The 21500-nt window shown below is 66.4% G+C and carries 22 protein-coding genes; 16 read left to right on the top strand and 6 right to left on the bottom strand.

Features of this window, described 5'->3' with window-relative positions:
* Positions 1-142 precede the first annotated feature (142 nt).
* The 5 genes from ACSFBF_RS26700 to ACSFBF_RS26680 are packed head-to-tail and all read left to right on the top strand — an operon-like array spanning position 143 to position 5038.
* Positions 143-739, top strand: a complete 597-nt coding sequence (locus ACSFBF_RS26700; RefSeq protein ID WP_435472312.1) for a phosphatase PAP2 family protein — start codon at positions 143-145, stop codon at positions 737-739.
* On the top strand, positions 736-1788 hold the full coding sequence (locus ACSFBF_RS26695) for a glycosyltransferase family 2 protein (protein ID WP_435472310.1): 1053 nt from the start codon (positions 736-738) through the stop codon (positions 1786-1788). Before ACSFBF_RS26700 ends, ACSFBF_RS26695 begins: the two co-directional genes overlap by 4 nt.
* A complete protein-coding gene (locus tag ACSFBF_RS26690) occupies positions 1785-3365 on the top strand; it encodes an ArnT family glycosyltransferase (protein WP_435472308.1) in 1581 nt (526 codons plus the stop codon). Before ACSFBF_RS26695 ends, ACSFBF_RS26690 begins: the two co-directional genes overlap by 4 nt.
* A complete protein-coding gene (locus ACSFBF_RS26685) occupies positions 3358-4185 on the top strand; it encodes a ChbG/HpnK family deacetylase (RefSeq protein WP_435472306.1) in 828 nt (275 codons plus the stop codon). The genes ACSFBF_RS26690 and ACSFBF_RS26685 overlap by 8 nt, the downstream gene beginning before the upstream one ends.
* A 49-nt stretch (positions 4186-4234) precedes the next feature.
* Positions 4235-5038, top strand: a complete 804-nt coding sequence (locus ACSFBF_RS26680) for a CPBP family intramembrane glutamic endopeptidase (protein WP_435472304.1) — start codon at positions 4235-4237, stop codon at positions 5036-5038.
* A gap of 7 nt (positions 5039-5045) precedes the next feature.
* On the opposite strand, the gene ACSFBF_RS26675 is transcribed toward ACSFBF_RS26680, so the two are convergent.
* Positions 5046-5654, bottom strand: a complete 609-nt coding sequence (locus ACSFBF_RS26675; protein WP_435472302.1) for a flavin reductase family protein — start codon at positions 5652-5654, stop codon at positions 5046-5048.
* A gap of 185 nt (positions 5655-5839) precedes the next feature.
* Here ACSFBF_RS26675 and ACSFBF_RS26670 point away from each other — a divergent pair, with 185 nt between their 5' ends.
* Together ACSFBF_RS26670 and ACSFBF_RS26665 are read left to right on the top strand one after the other, a co-directional pair.
* Positions 5840-6295 carry a hypothetical protein gene (locus tag ACSFBF_RS26670; protein WP_435472300.1) on the top strand — a complete coding sequence of 152 codons (456 nt, stop codon included), beginning with the start codon at positions 5840-5842 and terminating at the stop codon, positions 6293-6295.
* Positions 6292-6864 (top strand): DUF6985 domain-containing protein, encoded by a 573-nt coding sequence (locus ACSFBF_RS26665; RefSeq protein ID WP_435472298.1) that lies wholly within the window; start codon positions 6292-6294, stop codon positions 6862-6864. The genes ACSFBF_RS26670 and ACSFBF_RS26665 overlap by 4 nt, the downstream gene beginning before the upstream one ends.
* Positions 6865-6871: 7 nt before the next feature.
* On the opposite strand, the gene ACSFBF_RS26660 is transcribed toward ACSFBF_RS26665, so the two are convergent.
* The 3 genes from ACSFBF_RS26660 to ACSFBF_RS26650 are packed head-to-tail and all read right to left on the bottom strand — an operon-like array spanning position 6872 to position 9721.
* Entirely contained in the window at positions 6872-7741 is an 870-nt protein-coding gene (locus ACSFBF_RS26660) for a PhzF family phenazine biosynthesis protein (RefSeq protein WP_435472296.1), read from the bottom strand.
* Positions 7742-7752: 11 nt separating this feature from the next.
* Positions 7753-8475: a transporter substrate-binding domain-containing protein gene (locus ACSFBF_RS26655; RefSeq protein WP_435472294.1), complete on the bottom strand. Its 723-nt coding sequence runs from the start codon at positions 8473-8475 to the stop codon at positions 7753-7755.
* A 46-nt stretch (positions 8476-8521) separates the two neighbouring features.
* Positions 8522-9721, bottom strand: coding sequence for a pyridoxal phosphate-dependent aminotransferase (locus ACSFBF_RS26650; RefSeq protein ID WP_435472292.1), 1200 nt, complete (start codon positions 9719-9721; stop codon positions 8522-8524).
* Here ACSFBF_RS26650 and ACSFBF_RS26645 point away from each other — a divergent pair.
* Complete coding sequence (locus ACSFBF_RS26645; RefSeq protein ID WP_435472290.1) at positions 9664-11322, top strand: aminotransferase-like domain-containing protein; 1659 nt, start codon at positions 9664-9666, stop codon at positions 11320-11322. The two genes, ACSFBF_RS26650 and ACSFBF_RS26645, sit on opposite strands and share 58 nt — an antisense overlap.
* Positions 11323-11657: 335 nt before the next feature.
* Positions 11658-11972: a hypothetical protein gene (locus ACSFBF_RS26640; protein WP_435472288.1), complete on the top strand. Its 315-nt coding sequence runs from the start codon at positions 11658-11660 to the stop codon at positions 11970-11972.
* Here the strand turns inward: ACSFBF_RS26640 and ACSFBF_RS26635 are convergent.
* Complete coding sequence (locus tag ACSFBF_RS26635; protein ID WP_435472286.1) at positions 11969-12589, bottom strand: DUF4337 domain-containing protein; 621 nt, start codon at positions 12587-12589, stop codon at positions 11969-11971. The genes ACSFBF_RS26640 and ACSFBF_RS26635 overlap by 4 nt on opposite strands.
* Positions 12590-12720: 131 nt before the next feature.
* Between ACSFBF_RS26635 and ACSFBF_RS26630 the strand changes: the two genes are divergently transcribed.
* Entirely contained in the window at positions 12721-14388 is a 1668-nt protein-coding gene (locus ACSFBF_RS26630; protein ID WP_435472284.1) for a SulP family inorganic anion transporter, read from the top strand.
* Here ACSFBF_RS26630 and ACSFBF_RS26625 read toward each other — a convergent pair.
* Positions 14363-15319: an AraC-like ligand-binding domain-containing protein gene (locus ACSFBF_RS26625; protein WP_435472282.1), complete on the bottom strand. Its 957-nt coding sequence runs from the start codon at positions 15317-15319 to the stop codon at positions 14363-14365. The genes ACSFBF_RS26630 and ACSFBF_RS26625 overlap by 26 nt on opposite strands.
* Positions 15320-15534: 215 nt before the next feature.
* Between ACSFBF_RS26625 and ACSFBF_RS26620 the strand changes: the two genes are divergently transcribed.
* From ACSFBF_RS26620 to ACSFBF_RS26595, 6 genes are read left to right on the top strand one after another with little or no spacing between them, the layout of a single operon-like run.
* Positions 15535-16737: an amino acid ABC transporter substrate-binding protein gene (locus ACSFBF_RS26620; protein ID WP_435472280.1), complete on the top strand. Its 1203-nt coding sequence runs from the start codon at positions 15535-15537 to the stop codon at positions 16735-16737.
* A gap of 4 nt (positions 16738-16741) precedes the next feature.
* Positions 16742-17620: a branched-chain amino acid ABC transporter permease gene (locus tag ACSFBF_RS26615; RefSeq protein ID WP_435472278.1), complete on the top strand. Its 879-nt coding sequence runs from the start codon at positions 16742-16744 to the stop codon at positions 17618-17620.
* Positions 17617-18555, top strand: coding sequence for a branched-chain amino acid ABC transporter permease (locus tag ACSFBF_RS26610; protein ID WP_435472276.1), 939 nt, complete (start codon positions 17617-17619; stop codon positions 18553-18555). Before ACSFBF_RS26615 ends, ACSFBF_RS26610 begins: the two co-directional genes overlap by 4 nt.
* Positions 18548-19303, top strand: a complete 756-nt coding sequence (locus ACSFBF_RS26605) for an ABC transporter ATP-binding protein (protein ID WP_435472274.1) — start codon at positions 18548-18550, stop codon at positions 19301-19303. The genes ACSFBF_RS26610 and ACSFBF_RS26605 overlap by 8 nt, the downstream gene beginning before the upstream one ends.
* Positions 19300-20010: an ABC transporter ATP-binding protein gene (locus ACSFBF_RS26600; RefSeq protein WP_435472272.1), complete on the top strand. Its 711-nt coding sequence runs from the start codon at positions 19300-19302 to the stop codon at positions 20008-20010. Before ACSFBF_RS26605 ends, ACSFBF_RS26600 begins: the two co-directional genes overlap by 4 nt.
* Before the next feature lie 34 nt (positions 20011-20044).
* Positions 20045-21496, top strand: a complete 1452-nt coding sequence (locus tag ACSFBF_RS26595; RefSeq protein ID WP_435472270.1) for an aldehyde dehydrogenase — start codon at positions 20045-20047, stop codon at positions 21494-21496.
* Positions 21497-21500 lie beyond the last annotated feature (4 nt).

The following is a 21500-nucleotide window of genomic DNA, read 5'->3' as shown; positions in this document are numbered from 1 at the left end:
GTCCGGCTGTTCGCTGCTTCATGCGGTGGGCTCTCTCGTCCTCGTCCAAAGGTTTGACCATGTCCGGTTTTTTCTGGTGCGCGCGTCGCACCGGGTGCTGTCGCACGCCTATTGTTTTCTTCAGCTTGCCGAAGGTGGCGCCATGAACGCGCTGAACCTCACACTCTTTCAATGGCTCACGGCCGGCAGCCAGCCGACGCCGTGGGTGCTATCGGTTGCATCAGCCTTCGCGCTCTGGGGCAGCTGGCTGTGCGCGGGCGTGCTCGTTGTGGCGCTGTGGCGGCATCGCGCCGACCGGGCCTACCTTTGCATCGTGGCAGCGCTCGCGGGCTTCGCCTCGATGGCCTCGCACGCGATTGCGCTGTCGCTCAACGCGCCGCGGCCCTTCATGCTGGGGCTGGCGCCGTCGTACATCGAGCACGCGGGCCGCGGCTCGCTGCCCAGCACGCACGCGACGGTGATGTTCATGGTGGCGCTGGCCTTCCTGCTGCGCCCCAGCTTGCGCAGGCTGGGCGTGCCTCTGCTGGTGCTGGCAGCCGTCACCGGGTGGGCGCGCGTGTACGTGGGCGTTCATTTTCCGCTCGACATCGTCGCCGGCCTGCTGCTCGCGATCGCGATCGCGGGGCTGCTCGCCGCAGCGCAATGGCTCGCGCACCGGTTCATTTCTTTTCCGGCGTCGCACGCTGGCCGCACGCGCGACGACAAGACAGCGGCCGCTTCTTTCTGGAGGCATCCATGATCTCCCCGACCAACGCCAGCAGGCATTCGCGCGCACCGGCCAGGCTGCCGCAAGCCGAGGCGCCCGCACCGCGCACGGCCACGCCGCTCGCACCGCCGGCCGGAGCACGCAGCATCTCCTGCGTGATTCCCTGCTTCAACGAGGCGGCCAACCTGCGGCACCTGCTGCCGCTGCTCGAAGACATCCTCTGGGCCACGCACATGCGCTGGGAAATCATCGTGGTGGACGACGGCAGCACCGACGACACCGCCGCGGTGGCCGAGGCGTGGTGCGAGCTGTCGGGCTTTCGGTGCATCTCGCTGTCGCGCAACTTCGGCAAGGAGGCCGCGCTCACTGCTGGCCTCGCCGCGGCCACGGGCGATGCGGTGGTGCTGCTCGACGGCGACCTGCAGCACTCGCCCCAACTCATCCACACGATGATCGCGCAGTGGGTGGCCGGCGCAGAGGTGGTGTACGCGGTGCGCGAGAAGCGCAGCGACGAGAGCCGCTTCAAGCAGATCGGCAGCCGGCTTTTCTACAGCCTCGTCAATTCGTCGGACCGCTTCGCCGTGCCCAAGGATGCGGGCGACTTCCGCCTGATGGACCGCAAGGTGGTCGATGCGCTCATGAGCCTGCCCGAGCGCAGCCGCTTCATGAAGGGCCTTTACGCCTGGGTGGGTTTTCGCGCGGTGGCGCTGCCTTACACGCCCGCACCGCGCGCGGAGGGTCGCAGCACCTTCAATATGCGCAGGCTGGTGCGCCTGGCCATCGACGGGCTCACCGCCTTCACCACCTGGCCGCTGCGCATGGTCAGCGTGGTGGGCCTGCTGCTGGCGTTGCCGGCCTTCGGCTATGGCGCCTTCGTGGGGATCGATTTCCTCCTGTTCGGCAATGCCGTCTCGGGCTGGACCACCATCGTCGTGAGCCTGATGTTCTTCATCGGCATTCAGATGATCTCTACCGGCATCGTGGGCGAATACATCGCGCGCATCTACGAGGAGGTCAAGGGCCGTCCGCTGTATGTGGTGCGCGAAGAGCGCGGCGCGGGAATCGAGACCGGCAAGCCATGAAGCGACTCGACTCTGCATGGCGGACCGCGCCCCGGCCGCTGTGGCTCATTGCCGCGCTCTTCGCGTGGCTGCTGGCCACGGCCTGGCTCCGTCCGCTGATGGCGCCCGACGAGGGCCGCTACGGCGGCGTCGCGCTCGCGATGCTGCACTCCGGCGACTGGCTGGTGCCGCGGCTCGACGGACTGCCCTTCTTCCACAAGCCGCCGCTGTTCTACTGGATCGGCGCCGCCGCGATGTCGGTGACGGGGCCGGTGGAATGGGCGGCGCGGCTGCCGTCTGTCCTTGGCGGTGGCGCGGCGGCGGCTTCGCTGTTCTTCTTCCTGCGCCGATGGACGACGGTGCCGCAGGCGCTGCTGTCGACCGTGGTGCTGGTGACCACGCCCTTCTTCTTCCTGGGCGCGCAGTTCGCGAACCTCGACATGCTGGTGGCCGGCTGCATCTCTGCCACGGTGCTGCTGGCGGCCGGCGCCGCAATGGCGAAGGAGCGCGAGGAGCCGTGGCGGGCGCTGCTCGCCGGCGCCTACCTGTTCGCCGCGGCCGGGTTGCTGGCCAAGGGGCTGATCGGCCTCGTGCTACCCGCCATGGTGATCGCGATCTGGTGCGCGGCAACGCGCAGGCTCGCAACACTGCGGCTCGCGCTGTGGCTGCCCGGCTGGGCAATCGTTCTGGTAGTGGCCGGCCCGTGGTTCGTCGCCATGCAGATGAAGTACCCGGAGTTCTTCGACTACTTCGTCATTACGCAGCACTTCCGGCGCTTTGCTTCATCGGGCTTCAACAACGAGCATGGCTTCTGGTTCTACCTGCCGGTGCTCGCAGGCTTCACGCTGCCATGGTTCGCGTGGGTGTTCGTGCCTCGGGGCAAAGACGGCACCGCGCGCCCCCGGCTCAGCGATGTCGACTGGCTGATGTGGATCTGGCTCGCAGTCATCGTGGTGTTCTTCTCGCTGCCGCGCTCCAAGCTCGTCGGCTACGTGCTGCCTGCCCTGCCGCCGCTGGCGTACCTGATCGCGCAGCGCGTGCTCGCGGGCCGCGTGCCGGAGACGCTGTTGCCCAAGGTACGCGCAATGGCGCTGGGGGCCGCCGCCGTGTGCATCGCCTGCGTGGTTGCCATTTCGATCCTTTCATCGCCACCGGGCACACGGCTGCGGCTGCCGGCCGGGCAGGCGGTGGCGCCCGGCGACCAGGTGCTGATGCTCGACAGCTACTACTACGACGTTCCCTTCTACTGGCACCTGCGCGAGCCGGTGCTGGTGTCGGACGACTGGAAGGCCGCAGCACTGGACACCCGCGACAACTGGCGCAAGGAGATCTTCGACGCCGGCCGCTTCGAGCCGGAACGCGCCGCGCGCACGCTGATCGACCACACCCAGCTCGCGGCCACGCTGTGCGTGCCACGCACCACGTGGCTCGTCGGCTCGAACACGGCGCAGCTCGCGCACCCCTGGCTCTTTCGCACGCAGCTGGTGGCGGTGAACGATGGCGTCGCTGCGTGGCGTTTCGCGGGCAGCGCCACGAGCGACCCGCATTGCCTGGAAGCCACGCCCGCCCCGATCTCTGGAACGAATGGCGATGAGTGAGGCCGTGCGCTACCTCTGCATCTGCGCGGACGACTTCGGCATGAGCGCGGGCATCAACTCCGCCGTGTTCGACCTGGCCGAGCACGGCAAGATCTCCGCGACCAGCTGTATGGTGCGACGCGATGCCTGGTTGACCGGAACGAGGATGCTGCGGCGCATCGACCCGGCGCGGTTCGATGCCGGCCTGCATCTGGACCTCACGAGGCCCGCGCGTACCGGTGGCACCGAGCCCGGGCTCTCGGGGCTGCTCGCGCGGACCTACACGCGCACGGTGTTCGCACCGGGGCTGCAGGCCGACATCCGCGACCAGCTGACACGCTTCGAGGACGCCATGGGCCGCGCGCCCGCCTTCATCGACGGGCACCGGCATGTGCACCAGTTTCCGGTCGTGCGCGATCTGCTGGTGGAGGAAGTCGCGCGGCGCTATGCCGCGTCGCCGCCCTGGATCCGCAGCACAGCACCGGGCTTGCGCCAGGGCCCCGACCGGTTGAAGGCCCAGGTCGTCCACGCGCTGGGTGGCGCGCAACTGGCCACGCTGGCCGCGCGGCGCGGCATTCCCATGAGCAGCCACCTGCTGGGCGTCTACGATTTTTCGGGCGACATGCAGCAGCACGAGCACCGCCTGTCCGAATGGATCTCGGCGTGCAATACCGGCGACGTACTCATGTGCCACCCCTCCGCCGGCATCGAGCCGGGCGACCCGCACGGCGCTGCCCGGTTGCGCGAGTACGCATTGCTGCGCGGACTGGTGCTGGCGGCGCAAGACGGCAGCAGCGTGATAGCGCTCGCGCCGCTCTCGCGACTCCTGCGGCAAGGCTGACAAGCCGGTCGCGTAACATCCGCGCCACCCTCCCTCCGCGCCCCGCCCCATGCCTTCCCCGAAAAGCGCCGCCTTCCCCTCGGCAGCGCAAGCCGCCCTCCTGTTCGTGGCGCTCTTCCTCTGCGAGTTCGTCATTGGCGCAGCGCTGCGCGACGCCAACGGATGGTTGGAGCTCAACACCATGCAGATCGGTGTACTCGCAGCCGTGCTGGGCAACGGCTGCGTGTTCGCGGTGGTGATGCATTTCCAGAAGCTCATGTACCGCGAGCTGTTCCACCAGTCGCCGGCTTCCGCCGGGGCAGTGCTCATGCTCGTGGTGCCGCCCGTGCTGCTGCTGGTGCCCGCGCTGCTGCTGACGATTACCTCCGCGCTCAACCTGCTGATGCGCGTTGTCCCGCTGTCGGCCTGGGAAGAATCGATGTTCAGCCGCATGGCCGACGGCAGCATCGCCGCCGTGCTCGCGGTGTGCGTGCTGGCGCCGCTGCTGGAGGAGATGCTGTTCCGCGGCATCGTGCTGCGCGGCTTCCTGCAGCGCTATCCGCGGTGGCAGGCGATTTTCATGTCGGCGCTGTTCTTCGGTGCGGCGCACATGAACATCTACCAATTCGTGGTCGGCTTCGTAATGGGCACCGTGCTCGCGTGGCTCTACGAGCGCACGCGCTCGCTCATTCCGTGCATTGCGCTGCACGCCGCCTACAACATCACCACCTTGCTGCTGGCCGAATGGCTCGACGCTGCGTCGCCCTCGCGCCTGATGTGGGCCGTGCTGCTGGCGCTGGCAGCAGCCGTGTGCGGCACGCTGGCCTTGCGGGCGATGCTGGTGCCGCGCGCGGCGCGGGGCACTTCGGCCTGAAATTCTTCTAGCGAGACTGCGGCGCCAGTGGCTGTGCATCGACTGCATCGCCATCGACGATGAAGTGCCCACCCGCCACGTGGTGCAGCGTGCGCAACTCGTCGTGCCCGGTGAAATTCCAGCGACCGTTGGCGAACACGCGCGAATCGGCCTGCGCAGCGATCACCTCGCCAAGAAACAGGTCGTAGCGCTGCTGGATCGAGGGCTCGGGCAGCAGCCGACATTCGAGCCAGGCGGCGCAGCCTTCGAGTAGCGGCGCATCGGTGGCTGTACCCGCGAAAGTTTCAAGGCCGTAGGCCGCGAACTTGTCCCGCCCCGACTTCTCCACGATCTCGCGGCCAGAGCTGTTGCCCAGCGCCTCGGTCAGGTCGAGCTGCGCACGCACGGGCACCTGCAGCGCGAAGGTGCCGGCGCCTTCGAGCAGCACGCGCGTCCAGGTGCTCTTGTCGAGCACCACCGCCACCTTGGGCGGATCGAAGTCGAGCGGCATGGCCCAGGCCGCGGCCATGATGTTGCGCTGGCCGCCATACGCGGCGCTCACGAGCACGGTGGGGCCATGGTTCAGCAGGCGGTAGGCCTTGTTCAGTGCAACGGGCTGGCGGTGATGGGCGGTCATGGACGGGGCACTCAGGTTAGGGTTCATTCGCGGACAGACTGCGGGCAACAACCGTGCGGATGCGCTGCGCATCGACATCGATCACGCCGAAATCGTACCCGTCATGCATCGGATTGCCCGAACCCGCCTCTGATCGCCCAACGAGGTGATGTAGGATTTTTGCCTTTCCCTGACAACGCGCAGCGATGCCATCCACAGAAATCGCCCGTCCCCCTGCCGGTGAAGACATCGACGAAGCACGCCTGATCGCGCTGCCGCTTTCGCTGCCTCGGCCGCACATCGCCATCCCGGTCGGGCAAGCGACCGTGCTACTTCCGCAAGATCAACTGGAGCGGCTTGCCAGGTTCGCTGCCGCTTCCTGGAGCACCGAGGCGGAGCGCATCGCATGCATCGACGGCCAACGCGCTGCAGCGCTGCTACTGCCACAACCGGTCGATGCCGACGCGCACCACCTGATTGCCGAGTTCATCGAGCAAGGCGAGGCGTCCATCCTGTCGGGCAACCCACCACAGCCCCAGCCCCATGTCACGGTCCGCTACCTGGCGAGCAGGGCGGGTCCGCTGAGCGGCCGGGGCGACATCCTGTTCCATCTGCCCGGCGAGCCGTCGCCTTTTCTCGTGCTGAACTGGTGGGTTGCATGAACACCCGGGCCAAGGTATCTACCGGCAAGAGAGAGTTCGTGCACCCGGTGCTCGGCCAGCTCAAGTGCGTGTACGCCACGGAGATCCATCCACAGTGGTACGCGCAATATGGAATTCGGCTAAGGCCGCTCCCTGTCGCGCAGACATGGGAGCTGGCGAACAGATTGGCGCTTTTCGGCCAGCCGGACGCCATCACCGTTCGAGTCTCTTCCGCCGACTGGGCCAAGGTGCTGGAGGGCACCCACGAAGAAGGCGATCTGTCCGAAGGTCAGGTCGACGCATACGAGGCCTTCGTGCGCGAGCTTGCCGCGATCGAGCCGCAAGTGGCACTGGGCGTTCTCGAGCACTACCGCGAGTGCATCGAATGGACCGACTACGGGCACGACAACTTCAAACCGGTCGATTCCCCCGAGCCGTTGCTGCAGCAGTGCCATCAGTGGGAACTGCAGATCGGCCCGCAGCGAGACGGCCCCCGGGAATTTCACCTGCTGTGCAAATGCCCCTGGGATGGGGAGCACGGGTTCATTGCCGAGTTCCGCGACGAGAAATTGATGGCGCCGGACCATTGAATGGGTTCTAGCCTGCTATCGAGCCCTCGACGCATGTGACGCAGGAACCACCGATGCGAATGCGCCCGCCTGCATCCACATTCACTTCGATGCGTCCATCCCGACCGACACAGCGCCCCTGGGTCGCGAGGTAGTCTTTTCCATCGGCGGGCAACAGACCTCGCGCCCACAGGAACGCGGCCACGCTGCCGTTGCCGCTTCCGCACACGGGGTCTTCTGCCACGCCGCACGAAGGAGCAAAGGTGCGAACCTCTATTGCGGCATCTCCGGACTGATGCGGTCCGAACACTGTCAAACCCGTGACGCCCAGGCGGCGCTCGAGGCCGGCCAGCTTCGCAAGATCCGGATGCAGGCCGATGACGCTGCTCGCATCCTCCATGTGTGCGATGAGCCAGACGGGCCCCACATTCAGGATGGCCGGTTCAATCTTCAACTTGCTTCCGAGAATCGACTCCAGCTCTGCCAGATCTGCCGTGCCCAAGGCGTTCAACCTTGCCGGTGGCAGCGCAAAGCTCAGCCGGCGGTCGTCGCCCGTTTGCGCAACAGTCAGCTCGACAAGGCCGATGCTGCATTCCTGAATCAACCGCCCACTACTGCGCGGCACGACACGTCCAGCCTCGAGGACCGCGTGAGCGCTGCCTAGCGTCGGATGACCGGCAAAGGGAAGCTCGCTACGTGGAGTGAATATCCGCAATCGATAGTCAGCCTCCCCCGACGAGGGCGGAAGCACGAAGGTTGTCTCCGACAGATTGGTCCAGCCGGCTATGGCCTGCATCTCGCCGGTATCGAGGCCCTCGGCGTCTAGGACCACTGCAACCGGGTTGCCCAGGAAAGGCCTGGAGGTGAAGACATCGACCACTCTGTAGGATCTTTTCATGATTCGGCTTCCTAGCTCTCGCTCGCAACTACACCATCGATTTCTGTCGCCTCGATACCGTACTTCGCCATCCGGGTTCGATGGTCGGCCGTGCCCAGATAAGCCCGGAGTTGCTTGTTTACCGCCTGCACGAGTTCCAGGTTGTTCTTGTTGAACGAGAAGGCCCCGACAGGGAGTCGTCCGCCTGCGTTGTTTTCATTCGCAACCATCTCCAGGTCCTTGTGGGTCGCTGCAAGAGCGCGACTGCCGACCGTGGTGCTCACGTATGCGTCGATCTTTCCCGTCAGCAGCGCGGCAATTGCAGCAGGCTGATCTTTGAACGTCACGATCCGATCCTCAGCGACTCCCGAAGACTTTGCCGAATCGATCTGCACGGTGCTGACGACGGCACCCAAGCGAGCATCGCTGCTTGACGCAATTGCCTTGTAGCCCGTCAGCGCCTTCGGATTTCCGTGCGGAACCAGGAACCCGTCGCCGATTGCCCAGACCGGCTCGCCGAACGTGACCTGCCTGGCGCGTTCGGGTGTCACGAAGATCGGCACGTTCATATCCCAGCGCCCTTCCTGCACACCGGGCAAGAGTTCTCCGAAGGAGGTGAGATGGTGCTCGATGCTCGAAACTCCGATGGCCCGAAGCACTGCATCGGCCAGTTCGATGTCTGCTCCAGTTGCGACCTGGTCCGGGCCTGTCCAGTAGAAAGGCGGCTCTTCGATGTATGCGATTCGTACTTTCATGCTTTGCTCGACTTTCTGGAAGGGAAACACACGGGTCTTCTGCCAATCACGCCGCAGCGGCGTCGAGGCTTGACGAAAGAGCAGCCAACGCTGCCCCCAGACGTGCGGGAGGCAGATACCCGAACCCCAACCGGAACACTCTGTCGCTTTCACCAAACCACTTGCCCGACGCAAGCTGCAAATCGTGCTGAGGCAGCAGGCTCCAGAAGCGCGAGACGGCGGCATCGTCGAACGCATCGGCGCGCAGCCTGAGGCAGCACAACGCACCGCCCTCCGGCCTTATCCACTCGATGCGCTTGTGCTCACCCTGGCACCAATTCGACAGCTCCTGCAGGGCGTCGGCAAGAAGCCGGCGTCGCGGCACGAGCACGCGCTCCCTGTGGCGCAACAACGCCGCGGCGAGCGTTTCATCGAGAACCGATCCGGAGATCACGGTGTTCATCTTCGCGATCGTGAGCCGTGACCTGAGCTCCGCGTCCGCAACCGTGAGCCAACCAGTCCGCAGCCCCGGTGCGCCGAGCGCCTTCGAAACAGACGCACCGGTAACGATGCGCGGATCGAGGCTTGCGAAGCTCTCGGCCGCCGCGTCATCTCCGTAAGTGGCCTCGCGATAGGTCTCGTCGATGAAGAGAAGCGCATCCGGAGACAGGCGCTCCATCGATCCGAGGAGCTTCTCTACATCGGCGCGAGAAGTTCGAACACCGCTCGGGTTCTGGGGAGAAGCGATGCTCACCAGCTTTGTCTTCAGTGTCAGATTCGCCTCGATCCGGTCCAGATCCAACCGGTAGCCACTCTCGAACGAAAGCTTCACCTCACGCACAGTCACGCCGGCTCCCAGGAGACAGTCGCGGCTGGGCGGAAAGCATGGTGTCGCCAGCACCGCCTCGTCGCCGGAACGGCAGACCTCGAATGCCAGCAGGAACAGCCCCAGCGCCGTGCCTTGCGTCGTGATGACGTGCTCTGCCGGAACCTTGCAGGCATCCGCGATCTCCTGGCGCAGAGCGAGCGCACCGGCAGACGTGCCGTAGCCAAGCTTCAGGTCGCGAATGTTTTCCAGGCCGGGGAGGTCCAGCAACTCGCCGAGGCTCAGGTCCTGCGACGTGCTTTCCGCCAGGTTGAACGGACGGTTCACATCGAGAAGAGAAATGATCTCGTTGTAGGGAAACCTTCCACGCCACACCGAAGGAGTTGCCTCTCGCAGGTTGGCTCGCCGGCCATCGGCAAGACTCTCTTGAACAGCTGTCATTCTTTCGCCTCGATTCCGTTTTCAATACTGGAACGAACGAATCGTATCGAGCAGGAGGCAACCGCAACAGCCACAGTTTTGTGCTTTTTCGACCAGCACAGTTCGCTTGGCAAAGCGCATCCATGCAATCGACAATCGCATTCGTCTTCACGATGAGCGCAACCATGGACGTGCACGCCCCTTACCGATACGAACAGCTGGCCGACCTCATCGTCGACATGATCGACAACGGCGCGCTTTCCCCGGGGATGCGCGTTCCGTCCGTGCGCGCCATCAGCGAGCAACATCGAATCAGCATTGCGACTGCACTGCAGGCATACCGCATGCTCGAGGACCAGGGGATTCTTGTAGCGAGACCGCAGTCGGGCTTCTACGTCTCGAATGCACGCCATGCGGCATTCGCTTTGCCTTCCACTTCCCGGCCTCGCGCAAGGGCATCGACCGTTTCGATCAGCGGTGTTGTCGCAACCTTGCTCGAGCACGCCTCGAACATGTCGCTCGTTCCGCTCGGGTGCGCTGTGCCCGATGCGGGCCTGCTGCAGTCGCAACGGCTCGACTTCACGCTCGCACGCATGGCGCGCCAGCACGGCGCGCGCCACAACGTCTACAGCCCGCCGCGTGGCGAGCCCAGCCTGCGCCGCGAGATCGCGAAGCGGTCGATGCGCATCGGGCATGCACTCTCTCCGGACGACGTGCTCATCACCAGCGGTTGCACCGAGGCGCTGACGCTCGCACTAGGCGCCGTGGCCAAGCCGGGCGACACGATTGCCGTCGAATCACCCACCTACTTCGGGCTGCTGCACACCCTCGAAGTTCTGGGCCTGAAGGCACTGGAACTGCCGACGGACCCAGCTCGTGGCGTCGACATCGCGGCACTCGCGCGCCTGCTCGGAAAAGAGCCGGTGACGGCCTGCGTGCTTTCGTCGAGCTTCAACAATCCATTGGGGTCCGCGATGGCTGAGGCAGACAAGCGATCGCTGCTCGCGCTGTTGTCGGAGCACTCCATCCCCTTGATCGAAGACGACGTCTACGGCGACATCCACTTCGGCCGCGACCGGCCCAAGCCCTTCATCGCGTTGGCTCAGGGCGCCAACAAGGTCATCTACTGCAGCTCCTTCTCGAAGAGTCTTGCGCCGGGATACCGGGTCGGCTGGATCGTGCCGGGCGCCTATTCGCAGCAGGTGATGGCGCGCAAGCTCGCGTTCAGTCTTTGCAGTCCTGTCTTGCCGCAACTCGCGGTCGCGGAGTTTCTGGCGAGCAACGCCTATGACATTCATCTGCGCCGGGTTCGGCGCATCCTCGAGGAAAACCTCACGCGCATGGTCCGTGCGATAGAAGCCAGTTTTCCGGCTGAGACAAAAGTGAGCCGGCCCGCTGGCGGCTTCATGCTCTGGCTTGAGCTTCCAAAGCAATTCGATTCGCGCGCGCTGTTCGAGGAAGCGCTCGAACATGGCATCTGCTTTGCGCCGGGCGATGTGTTCTCTGCGAGCCGGCGATTTCGCAATTGCCTGCGGCTGAGCGCCGGGCATGCGTGGACGGAGCGGATCGATGCAGGGGTACGGCGGTTGGGGCGGCTTGCGCGGGCGCTGCTCGATCGGTGAGCGATGGTTGGTCGTGCGCATATCGCACATGCGCGGGTCGGATGCGCCTGACCCGCGTAGGCCCGATCTGCATGGCTATACTGCGCCCGTCACGTCAAAAACAGGCGTGATCGGGATTGGCGTCCCGTGCAATCACTGCGACGCAAGCCGCAGTTTCCCCGCAGGGTCTGCGGCTTTGTCGTTCGTGCCTCCAGTTTTGGCGGCTCGACGGGAGGGCTCGCGCCCTGCCGGTTTCACGCAAGTGATTGCCCGGTACGCCAACCCGTCGAGCTGCCGCCCTCAATTGGCGTTGAGTGCGTCGGTTTCAGCAAACCGCAATCACTTGGAGGCCATTCATGGCTGCATCCGCTCGCGCGTCCGCGCACGTTCACTCACTTCCCGAATCTTCTGAAGCTGCCAGCGTTGAATCGCTTGTGCTGCAAGCATGCGATGACATCGACAGTCTTCACGAGGTACAGCGTGCGTACGTCGGTCTCGAAAAGCTCATCGTTCCACAGGGGGTGAACGATACCGAAGAGATTTATCCGACCCGCACCGAACTCGGCGCATTGGTGCGGGTGGTCAATGAGGAACTGCAGCGGCGGGTCGAAGCGGCCGACACCACGATGCAGTCGTTGCGTGTCGCCTTGAGCGAAGGCCGTGTGCGCTAGATGTGAAACGCAGCCAACCCACCCACCACAAGCCCCGCCACCGCCACACCAAACATCGCCCGCTCAAGCCACTTCTTCTTCGTCAACAACGCAATAGCAGCCAACGCAATCGAAACCTGCAGCACAGTAGTCGCCTGAGCCCACCGATGGTGCTGATGCATCTGCTCATCAGACTGCGCATCCCACCGGCTCGCCTCCGCCTCCAGCTTCTTCGCCTCGGTCTGGATCTCCGTCTTCTCCTGCTCGTAGCGCGCCACCTTGACCTGCCAGCCCTGCCTGCGCCCGTCGTCGGTCGCGGTGTCCCGCGCGAACTCGGCGAGCGCCTGCTTGGTGCTCTTCGACTGGAAGTAATTCCACTGATTCGACGCCTCGGTCTTCTTGATCGCGGCGTTGTTCTTGTAGAGGCCGGCGTTGGCCTGCGTGGCCCCGCCCATGTACGAGAAGATCGCGCCGACGGTGGCGATCACGGCGGTGCACACCGCGATCTTGCTCGTCATGCTCATGCCGCCGGAATGCGCTGCTGCGGCGTCGTCATGGCCACCGCCATGGCTGCCTGTTGCAGCGTGTTCCAGTTCGTGGTCGTGCGGGCCGTGCACGTGAAAGCCGTGTCCTGACATGGGATCCTTGCTGAAATATGGTTTTTAGGGCGCGCGCGAGTATGCCCGGTCTCGCGCCGCTATCTCCCTGCGCCGTCAGGTTCCGGTCCGCTACCCATTGCCAGCATGAAGCGACAACAACAAACTTGCCCATGACTGCAGAAACTCCCCCGATGCCGACGCCCCCGCAAGCCCCCCGCCGCCCTGGCCTCGCCGACGTCGTGGCGGGGGTTTCCATCGCGGGCCTGCTGCTGCCCGAGGCCGTGGCCTATTCGGGCATTGCAGGGCTGCCGCCGCAGGCCGGCGTGATTGCGCTGTTCGCAGGCCTGCTGGTGTACGGCCTCTTCGGCAGCAGCCGCTTCGCCATCGTCTCTGCCACTTCGTCTTCCGCAGCGGTGCTGTTCGCGGCCACGATGTCGGTGACGGGTGTGGATGCGGTCACGCGGCTTGCGTTGGGCGCGGGCATCGTGCTGCTGGCCGGGGTGTTCTTCGTCATTGCGGGCATCGCCCGGCTCGGTGCGGTGTCGAGCCTGATCGCCAAGCCGGTGCTGCGCGGCTTCGCGCTGGGGCTGGCGCTGACCATCGTGGTCAAGCAGTTGCCCAAGGTGCTTGCGGTGCAGCCGGCGCACAGCGATTTCTTCCGGCTCGCCGCGGGGCTGGTGGCCGACTGGCGGCACTGGAACCTCGCGGGAGCGGCGATGGCGCTGGTGGCGCTCGTGCTGCTGCGCGGCCTGGCACGCTGGCGTGCGGTGCCGGCTGCCCTGCTGGTGATCGTGGCCGGCATCGTGCTCGACGTGAATGGCCTGTGCCATGCCTGGGGCGTGGCAGCGGTGGGGCCGATCTCGCTCGACTTCTCGCACCCGACCGTGCCGCAGCTCGACCGCGCGCAGTGGCAGAACCTCGGCGGGCTGGCCTTCGCGATGGCGCTGATTCTCTATGCCGAGTCGTACGGCTCTATCCGCACCTTCGCTATGCGCCATGGCGACAACGTTTCAGCCAACCGCGACCTGCTGGCACTCGGTGGCGCAAACCTGCTGTCGGCGCTGTTCCAGGGCATGCCGGTGGGCGCGGGCTATTCGGCCACGTCGGCCAACGAATCGGCCGGTGCGAAGACTCGTGCGGCGGGCATCGTGGCGGGGCTGGTGGTGCTGGTGGCGGTGCTCACGCTGCTGCCGTGGATCGCGCACACGCCCGAGCCGCTGCTGGCAGCCATCGTGATCCACGCGGTGAGCCACACGCTGAGCCCGGCGGCGCTGCGGCCGTACTTCCAGTGGCGGCGCGACCGGCTGGTGGCGCTGGTGGCGATTGCCGCGGTGCTGCTGCTGGGCGTGCTCAACGGGCTGCTGGCCGCCATTGGCGTGAGCCTGCTGTTGCTGCTGCGCGGCTTCTCGCGCACCACCGTGAGCTGGCTTGGTCGGCTGGGCCAGAGCCACGACTTTGTCGACACCGCACGCCACCCCGAGGCCGTGGTGCCGCCGGGCGTGCTGATCGCGCGGCCCGATGTGCCGTTGTTCTTCGGCAATGCGGATGCGGTGTTCGCATCGATCCGCGCGCGCATCGACGCGACGCCCGGCTTGCAGCGCATGGTGCTGAGCCTGGAGGAGTCGCCGGACCTCGACGCGACCAGCATCGAGGCGCTGTGCGACTTCGCGGCCTACGTTCGCGTGCGCGGCGCGCGCCTGTCGCTGGCACGCGTGAAGGACGATGTGCGCGACCTGCTGGCCAAGGTAAATTCACCCGACCTGCATGCCGAGGTGTATGCGCCCTGGAGCGTGGACGACGCGGTGCCGCAGGCTAGCGCAACGCCGCCTGCCGCCTGAATTCGCTCGGGCTGCCGCCCGTGTGCTCGCGGAACACGCGGCTGAAGTGCGAGAGGTTGCCGAAGCCCGAGGCCAGCGCGATGTCGGTGATCGACCTTGCCGCGTTCGCCGGGTCCAGCAGTTCGCGGATGCTCGCAGCCAGCCTCTGGTGCTGGATGTAGCCGTTCAGCGTTTCGTCGTCGTCGGCGAAGGCGCTGTGCAGCAGGCGCTTGCTGCAGCGCAGGGCCAGCGCCATGCTGTCTATCGACAGGGCCGGGTCTTGCAGGTTCTGCGCAACGTGGCGGCGGATGCGGTCTTTCAGGGCCTCGCGCTGCGTTTGCGGCGTTTCCTGGCCCGCCAGTTCCATCAACGAAAGGCGCACCAGCTGTATCAGCAGTTCGCCCGCACCGCGCGCCGCTGCCTCGCTCATGAAGGGCAGTTCGAGGTACGTGCTGCGCATGGTCTCCAGCGCCACGCGCGAGATGCCGCTGCCGCCGCCGATGCGGCGCGCCACCAGGTCGTTGAGCGGCAGCGCGGGCGATGCGATCTGGTCTTTCGGCAGCATCACGATCAGGTGGTCGCTGCGCTCGGGGTTGGCCACGGTGTAGTCGGCGGTGGTGTCGTAGAGCGTCCATCCGCCCGAGCGCACGGCGGCGGCTCGGCCGCGCTGCGTAACCTCGGCCGAGCCCTGCCAGGGCGCGACGATCTTCAGGTAAGGCGCTTCGCTCAGGCGCGCCATCTGCGTCGTCCTCAGCACACGGTGCCGGTTGGCTTCAAGCCGCGTGAGGATCACGTCACCCGCATGCGAGGCCGCGAGGTGGCCGTCGAATTCGCTGTCGTCGTAGAGGTCGGAGCCCAGGCCGCCGAAGTGGCGCCATACCCACTCGCACCACAGCGGCCCGCGCTCCTTGGGCGGAATCTCGTCGGTGGACAGAAGCAGGGACGCGGTCATCTCGTGCGGTGAAGGGCGAAAACGAAAGAGTGCAAGGCAAGGCCGGATTGCTGCGCATTGTGAAGCGCATGCAAGGCCCCCGGCTTTGCGGGTTAACCACTAGGCGCGTGCACGCTGCGTCAAGTGCTTTGTGCACGGCGGGCACAGCGTCCGAAGGCGTGCGTTTCTACGATTCCGGGCAGCGGGCGCATATCGACGCCCGGCAGGAGACTTCCATGCACCAACATCCCAATCGCCGCCGCTGGATTCAGGGCACCGCCACCGCCCTGGGCGCCGCCGCCGTCGCGCCGCAGCTGTTCGCACAAAACAGTCCGGGCGGCCCCGTGAAGATCGGCTATGCCATCGCGCGCACCGGCCCGTGGGCCGCCGGCGCGCAGGTGAGCCAGGAACCCAACTACCTGCTGTGGGCCGAGCAGGTCAACGCGGCGGGCGGGCTCTCGGTGAAGGGTGCGAAGCGCCCCATCGAGCTGATCGGCTACGACGACCGCAGCGAAACCGAGACCTGCGTGCGCACTTTCGAAAAACTCATGGGCAGCGACAAGGTCGACCTGGTGCTGCCGCCCTGGGGTTCGGGCGCCAACTTCGCGGTGGCCCCTCTAGCCAATCGCTTCGGATATCCGCTGCTGGCACCAACTGCCCTGTCGCGCAAGCTGATCGACATGCGCCTGCCCTTCTTCTTCTCGCTGCTGCAGCAGCCCGACAAGATGATGGGTGCGCTGGTCGACATGCTGGTGGCCAATGGAGTGAAGACCATCTCCATCGTCTACATGGACGACCTGTTCGGGCTGGAGAACTTCGCGGCGCTGAACAACGCACTGAAGAAAACCAGCATCCAGGTGCTCGACCGCAAGAGCTACCCGCTGGGCGTGAAAGACCTGGCGCCGGTGCTGCGCGCCATGAAAGACCTGAACCCCGACGCCTTCATCGGCATCACCTACCCACCGGACACCATCCTTGCGAGCCGGCAGGCGCGCGAGGTGGGCTTCAACCCGAAGTTCTTCTACGCCTCGGTGGGCACGGCCTTCCAGCTCTACAAGAACGTGATGGCGGCCAACACCGAAGGCGTGATCGGCATGGGCTCGTGGAACAGCAAGACCAGCCCCGAGGCCAAGGCGTACTTCGACGCGCACACGAAAAAGTTCGGCAAGGAGCCCGACCGCTGGGCCAGCGGCCACGCATGGGCAGGCCTGCAGATACTGCAACAGGCCGTGGAGAAGGTGGGCCTAGACCGCAAGGCGCTGCGCGAGCAGATCGCGAAGAACGAGTTCAAGACCATCCTCGGGCCGATCCGCTTCGAGGGCAGCGAGAACGCGTCCATTCCGGGCACTGTGTCGCAATGGCAGGGCGGCGAGTTCGAGGTCGTGTGGCCCAAAGACCGCGCCACCGCACAACTGATGCCGAAGCCGGCCTGGAAGTAAGCACGTGTCTTTCTCTGGATGGGCCGAACTCCTCGCCGGCGGACTGATCACGGGCGGCATCTACGCGCTGGTGGCTATCGGGCTGAACCTGCAGTACGGGCTGATGCGCATCATGAACATCTCGCACGGCGAGTTCCTGATGCTGGGCGCCTTCGCGACGTGGTGGGCGCACAGCACCTGGGGCATATCGCCGCTGCTGTTCATGCCGGTGGCCTTCGTGCTGCTGATGGCGCTGGGCATGGCGGTGCACTGGCTGTGCTTCCGGCAGGTGGCAGCGCGCGCGCCGAACGTCGACGTGTTCGAGGCGCGCAGCCTGATGGTGGGCTTCGGCCTGATGTTCCTGGTGCAGAACACCGCCCTGCTGGTGTGGGGCGGCGACCTGCGCGGCTACGACTACCTGGCCGACCCAGTGCAGCTGGGCGAGATGCGCTTCACCGCCAACAAGCTGGTGCTGTTCGGCGTGGCGCTCGCGCTGAGCCTGGTGCTCATCGCGCTGCTCAAGCTCACGCTGCTGGGCAAGGCGGTGCGCGCGCTGATGCAGTCGCCCACCGGCGCGCAGCTCGTGGGCATCAACACGAAGCGGCTGCATCCGCTGATGTTCGGCATCGGCCTGGGCCTGTCGGGCGTGGCGGGCGGGCTGCTGTCGATGACTTATGAAATCTCTCCCTCGATGGGCGAGCCCTACACGGTGACGGCGCTGATCGTCATCACCCTCGGCGGCTTCGGCAGCATCGCGGGCAGCCTTGTCGGCGGCCTGCTGCTGGGTGTGGTGGAAGCGCTGGGCATGTACTTCACGAGCCCCTCGCTCAAGATGCTGCTGTCGTATGCCGTGTTCATCGGCGTGCTGATCTGGCGGCCCAACGGACTGTTCTCCAGAAAATGATTCTTTCTCTTTCCCGAAACAAGCCGTGGTGGGTGCTGTGCATCGGCCTCGCGCTGGCGGCCGGCGTGCCGTGGGTCGCGTCGGAGTTCGTGGCCTCGGTGGCGCTCGGCTGCCTGATGTACATCGCGCTGGCCACCAGCTGGTCGCTGTTCTGCGGCGCCACGCGCTACCTGTCGCTCGCCACTTCGGCCTTCTTCGGGCTCGGCGCGTATGCGAGCGCGACGCTGCTCGACGTGCTGCCATGGCCGCTGGTCATCCTCAGCGGCGCGGCCATTGCAAGCGCGGTCGCGGTGCTGATGGGCGCGGCCGTGCTGCACCTGCGCGGCACCTACTTCGCGGTGCTGACCTTCGGCATGACCGAACTTATCCGCCATGCCGTGACCTTCGTCGAGAAGCAGGTGTCGGGCACGGTGGGGCGCGTGCTGACCGTGGTGCCGTCGAACGAGACTGTGTACCTCACGGTGCTGGCGATTGCGGGTGCGGCGATTGCCACGGCGCTGCTGGTCAAGCGCAGCCGCTTCGGGCTCGCACTGTCTGGCATCGGTGCGGACGAGCAGCGAGCGCAGACGCTGGGCGTGGACACACGGCGCGTGAAGGTGATGGGCTTTGCGCTCACCGCGGCCTTCGCCGGCGCGGTCGGCGCGGCCATGGCGGTGCGCTGGACCTACATCGACCCGCCCGCAGTGTTCAGCCCCTTCATCGGCTTCCAGACGGTGCTGATCGCGATGATCGGCGGCGCGGCCAGCATCGGCGGGCCGGTGGCCGCGGCCATCGTGTTCAGCCTGCTGTCGGAAACGCTGCGCCTGCAGCTGCCCTACGGCTACATGATGGTGCTCGGGCTGCTGCTGATCCTGTGCGTGATGTACCTGCCCAACGGCCTCGCGTCGCTGTGGCAACGCAAGGCGGCTGTGCTGCGGAGGCATGGCCATGAGTAGCAGCAGGCAGCTCCTGCTCGAAGCGCGCGAACTCACGGTGCGCTTCGGCGGCCTCACCGCTGTCGATGCGGTCAGCGCCACGCTGCATGCGGGAGAGATCGTCGGAATCATCGGGCCGAACGGCGCGGGCAAGACGACCTTCTTCAACGCGATCTCGGGCGTGGTCATGCCGACATCCGGCACGCTGCTGGTCGAGAACGGAATCGATCTGACGCGGCGCGGGCCGCACCTCTACGCAGCCCACGGCATCGCGCGCACCTTCCAGACGCCGCGCGTGATGGCCGACATGACGCTCGAAGACAACGTGCGCTTCGGCATGCAGTTCGCGGGGCGGCATCGCGCGCCCATCGCGGGGCTGGGCAGCACAGGCGAGATTCTCGACATGCTGGGCCTGGGCGGCCTGGCGCAGAACATCGCCGCCGACGTGACGCCGTCGCAGCAACGGCTGCTCGAAATCGGCATGGCGCTCGGCACGCGGCCGCGCGTGCTGCTGCTCGACGAGGTGGCGGCTGGCCTCACAGAAGCCGAGGTCGACGCGATGGCGCGGCGCATCCGCCGGTTGCGCGACGAGCATGGGCTCACGGTCGTGTGGATCGAGCATGCGGTCACCACGCTGCTGAAGTACGTCGAGCGCGTGCTGGTGCTGCACCAGGGCCGCAAGATCGCCGACGGCACACCGGCCGAGGTGGTGCGCAATGCGGAGGTGGTCGAAGCCTATCTCGGCGACGAGATGGAGGCGACGGCATGAACAACAGCCACATGAGCGTGCGCGGGCTGTCGGCCGGCTATCACGGCTTCCAGGTCATTCAAGGCATGAGCCTCGACATACAGCCCGGCATCACCGTCGTGCTCGGCCCCAATGGCGCGGGCAAGACCACGCTGCTGAAGGCGCTGGCCGGCCTGCTGCCGCGAACCGGCGACGTGCTGCTCGACGACGCGGCACTGCCTTCGGCCGATGCCACGGCCTGCGTGCGGCGTGGTCTTGCGCTGGTGGCGGAGGGCCGTCAACTCTTCCCGCAAATGACCGTCACCGAGAACCTGGAACTCGGCGGCTGGCTCATTCCGGCGCGGCTGCGCGCCGAACGCCTCGCGCGCGCCTTCGACGACTTTCCGCGCCTGAAGGAACGCGCCACGCAGCTCGCCGGCACCATGAGCGGCGGCGAGCAGCAGATGGTCGCGGTGGCGCGCGCCATGATGAGCGGACCGCGCCTGCTGATGCTCGACGAGCCCTCTCTGGGCCTCGCGCCGCGCATGGTCGACGAGCTGCTGGCCATCGTCCGTCGCATCGCCTCGCAGGGCGTGACCGTGCTGATGGTCGAGCAGAACGTGCGCAAGGCTCTGCAGGCCGCCGACCGCGGCCATGTGCTCGAACGCGGCCGCGTCGTGGCCTCGGGCGAGGCGCAGGCGCTGCTGCATTCCGACGCGGTGCGCCAGGCCTACCTGGGCGTCGCCTGAACAACCCTTCCCCCTCTTTTTGCAAAGGACACCCATGACCGATATCTCCATGCTCATCGACGGCGAACGCCGCGCTGCCACCGGCGGCGCAATCTTCGAGCGCCGCAACCCTCTGGACGGCGGCATCGCCACGCGCGCGCCGGCCGCTACGCCGGCCGATGCGGTTGCCGCCGTCGAGGCCGCGCACCGCGCCTTCGCCGCGTGGTCGACAACCGGACCCAACGAACGCCGTGCGTTGCTGCTGAAGGCCGCGCATGCGCTCGAAGCGCGTGCCGACGCCTTCGTTCAGGCGATGGCGCGTGAGACCGGCGCTTCGGCGCTATGGGCCGGCTTCAACGTGCATCTCGCGGCCGGCATCCTCACCGAAGCAGCCTCGCTCACCACGCAGATCGCGGGCGAGGTGATTCCGTCCGACGTGCCCGGCAGCCTGGCAATGGGCGTGCGGCAGGCAGCCGGCGTCGTGATCGGCATCGCGCCGTGGAATGCACCGGTGATCCTCGCCACCCGCGCCATCGCGACACCGCTGGCCTGCGGCAATACCGTGGTGCTGAAGGGCTCGGAGCTGTGCCCCGAGACGCACGCGCTGATCATCGAAGCGCTGAGTGAAGCCGGTCTGCCCAAGGGCGTCGTCAATTTCGTGACCAATGCGCCCGCCGATGCCGGCGCGGTGGTCGAGGCGATGGTGGCGCACCCGGCCGTGCGGCGCGTCAACTTCACGGGCTCGACGCGCGTGGGCCGGCTCATCGCGCAGACCTGCGCCAAATACCTGAAGCCCGCCGTGCTCGAACTCGGCGGCAAGGCGCCCTTCGTGGTGCTGGACGACGCCGACATCGACGCGGCCGTGAACGCGGCCATCTTCGGCTCGTTCGCCAACTCGGGGCAGATCTGCATGTCGACCGAGCGCATCGTGGTCGACAACGCGGTGGCCGACGAATTCGTCGCGAAGTTCGCGGCCCGTGCGCAGGCCCTGCCGCTCGGTGATCCGCGCGAAGGCCCCGTGGTGCTGGGCTCGGTGGTCGACATGAGCACGGTGAAGCGCTGCAACGCGCTCATCGACGATGCGCTGGCCAAGGGCGCGAAGCTGGTGTGCGGCGGCAAGGCCCAGAACACGCTGATGCCCGCCACCGTGCTCGACCATGTGACGCCTGCGATGGAGATCTACCGCGAGGAATCCTTCGCGCCGGTGAAGGCGGTTGTGCGCGTCAGCGGCGTGGAAGAAGCCGTGGCCATTGCCAACGACAACGAGTTCGGCCTTTCATCGGCCGTGTTCGGCCGCGACGTGGCGCGTGCATGGAACGTGGCGCAGCGCATCGAATCAGGCATCTGCCACGTCAACGGCCCCACGGTGCACGACGAGGCGCAGATGCCCTTCGGCGGCGTCAAGGCCTCGGGCTACGGGCGCTTCGGCGGCCGGGCCGGCGTGGAGGCCTTCACGGAACTGCGCTGGATCACGGTGCAGACGACGCCGCGCCACTACCCGTTCTGAGCGG

The organism is Variovorax nivicola (assembly GCF_051216475.1).
In the GTDB taxonomy this organism is placed as follows: Bacteria; Pseudomonadota; Gammaproteobacteria; order Burkholderiales; family Burkholderiaceae_C; genus Variovorax.
Note: the sequence above shows the minus strand (reverse complement) of the source record. Positions and strands in the feature narration are given on the sequence as shown.

Coding starts and splice junctions, on each gene's coding strand:
- ACSFBF_RS26605 (WP_435472274.1), top strand. CDS start 18,548: ATGAGTAGCAGCAGGCAGCTCCTGCTCGAAGCGCGCGAACTCACGGTG.
- ACSFBF_RS26670 (WP_435472300.1), top strand. CDS start 5,840: ATGCCATCCACAGAAATCGCCCGTCCCCCTGCCGGTGAAGACATCGAC.
- ACSFBF_RS26690 (WP_435472308.1), top strand. CDS start 1,785: ATGAAGCGACTCGACTCTGCATGGCGGACCGCGCCCCGGCCGCTGTGG.
- ACSFBF_RS26595 (WP_435472270.1), top strand. CDS start 20,045: ATGACCGATATCTCCATGCTCATCGACGGCGAACGCCGCGCTGCCACC.
- ACSFBF_RS26635 (WP_435472286.1), bottom strand. CDS start 12,589: ATGTCAGGACACGGCTTTCACGTGCACGGCCCGCACGACCACGAACTG.
- ACSFBF_RS26640 (WP_435472288.1), top strand. CDS start 11,658: ATGGCTGCATCCGCTCGCGCGTCCGCGCACGTTCACTCACTTCCCGAA.
- ACSFBF_RS26665 (WP_435472298.1), top strand. CDS start 6,292: ATGAACACCCGGGCCAAGGTATCTACCGGCAAGAGAGAGTTCGTGCAC.
- ACSFBF_RS26655 (WP_435472294.1), bottom strand. CDS start 8,475: ATGAAAGTACGAATCGCATACATCGAAGAGCCGCCTTTCTACTGGACA.
- ACSFBF_RS26660 (WP_435472296.1), bottom strand. CDS start 7,741: ATGAAAAGATCCTACAGAGTGGTCGATGTCTTCACCTCCAGGCCTTTC.
- ACSFBF_RS26620 (WP_435472280.1), top strand. CDS start 15,535: ATGCACCAACATCCCAATCGCCGCCGCTGGATTCAGGGCACCGCCACC.
- ACSFBF_RS26600 (WP_435472272.1), top strand. CDS start 19,300: ATGAACAACAGCCACATGAGCGTGCGCGGGCTGTCGGCCGGCTATCAC.
- ACSFBF_RS26610 (WP_435472276.1), top strand. CDS start 17,617: ATGATTCTTTCTCTTTCCCGAAACAAGCCGTGGTGGGTGCTGTGCATC.
- ACSFBF_RS26650 (WP_435472292.1), bottom strand. CDS start 9,721: ATGACAGCTGTTCAAGAGAGTCTTGCCGATGGCCGGCGAGCCAACCTG.
- ACSFBF_RS26680 (WP_435472304.1), top strand. CDS start 4,235: ATGCCTTCCCCGAAAAGCGCCGCCTTCCCCTCGGCAGCGCAAGCCGCC.
- ACSFBF_RS26700 (WP_435472312.1), top strand. CDS start 143: ATGAACGCGCTGAACCTCACACTCTTTCAATGGCTCACGGCCGGCAGC.
- ACSFBF_RS26685 (WP_435472306.1), top strand. CDS start 3,358: ATGAGTGAGGCCGTGCGCTACCTCTGCATCTGCGCGGACGACTTCGGC.
- ACSFBF_RS26675 (WP_435472302.1), bottom strand. CDS start 5,654: ATGACCGCCCATCACCGCCAGCCCGTTGCACTGAACAAGGCCTACCGC.
- ACSFBF_RS26695 (WP_435472310.1), top strand. CDS start 736: ATGATCTCCCCGACCAACGCCAGCAGGCATTCGCGCGCACCGGCCAGG.
- ACSFBF_RS26625 (WP_435472282.1), bottom strand. CDS start 15,319: ATGACCGCGTCCCTGCTTCTGTCCACCGACGAGATTCCGCCCAAGGAG.
- ACSFBF_RS26630 (WP_435472284.1), top strand. CDS start 12,721: ATGACTGCAGAAACTCCCCCGATGCCGACGCCCCCGCAAGCCCCCCGC.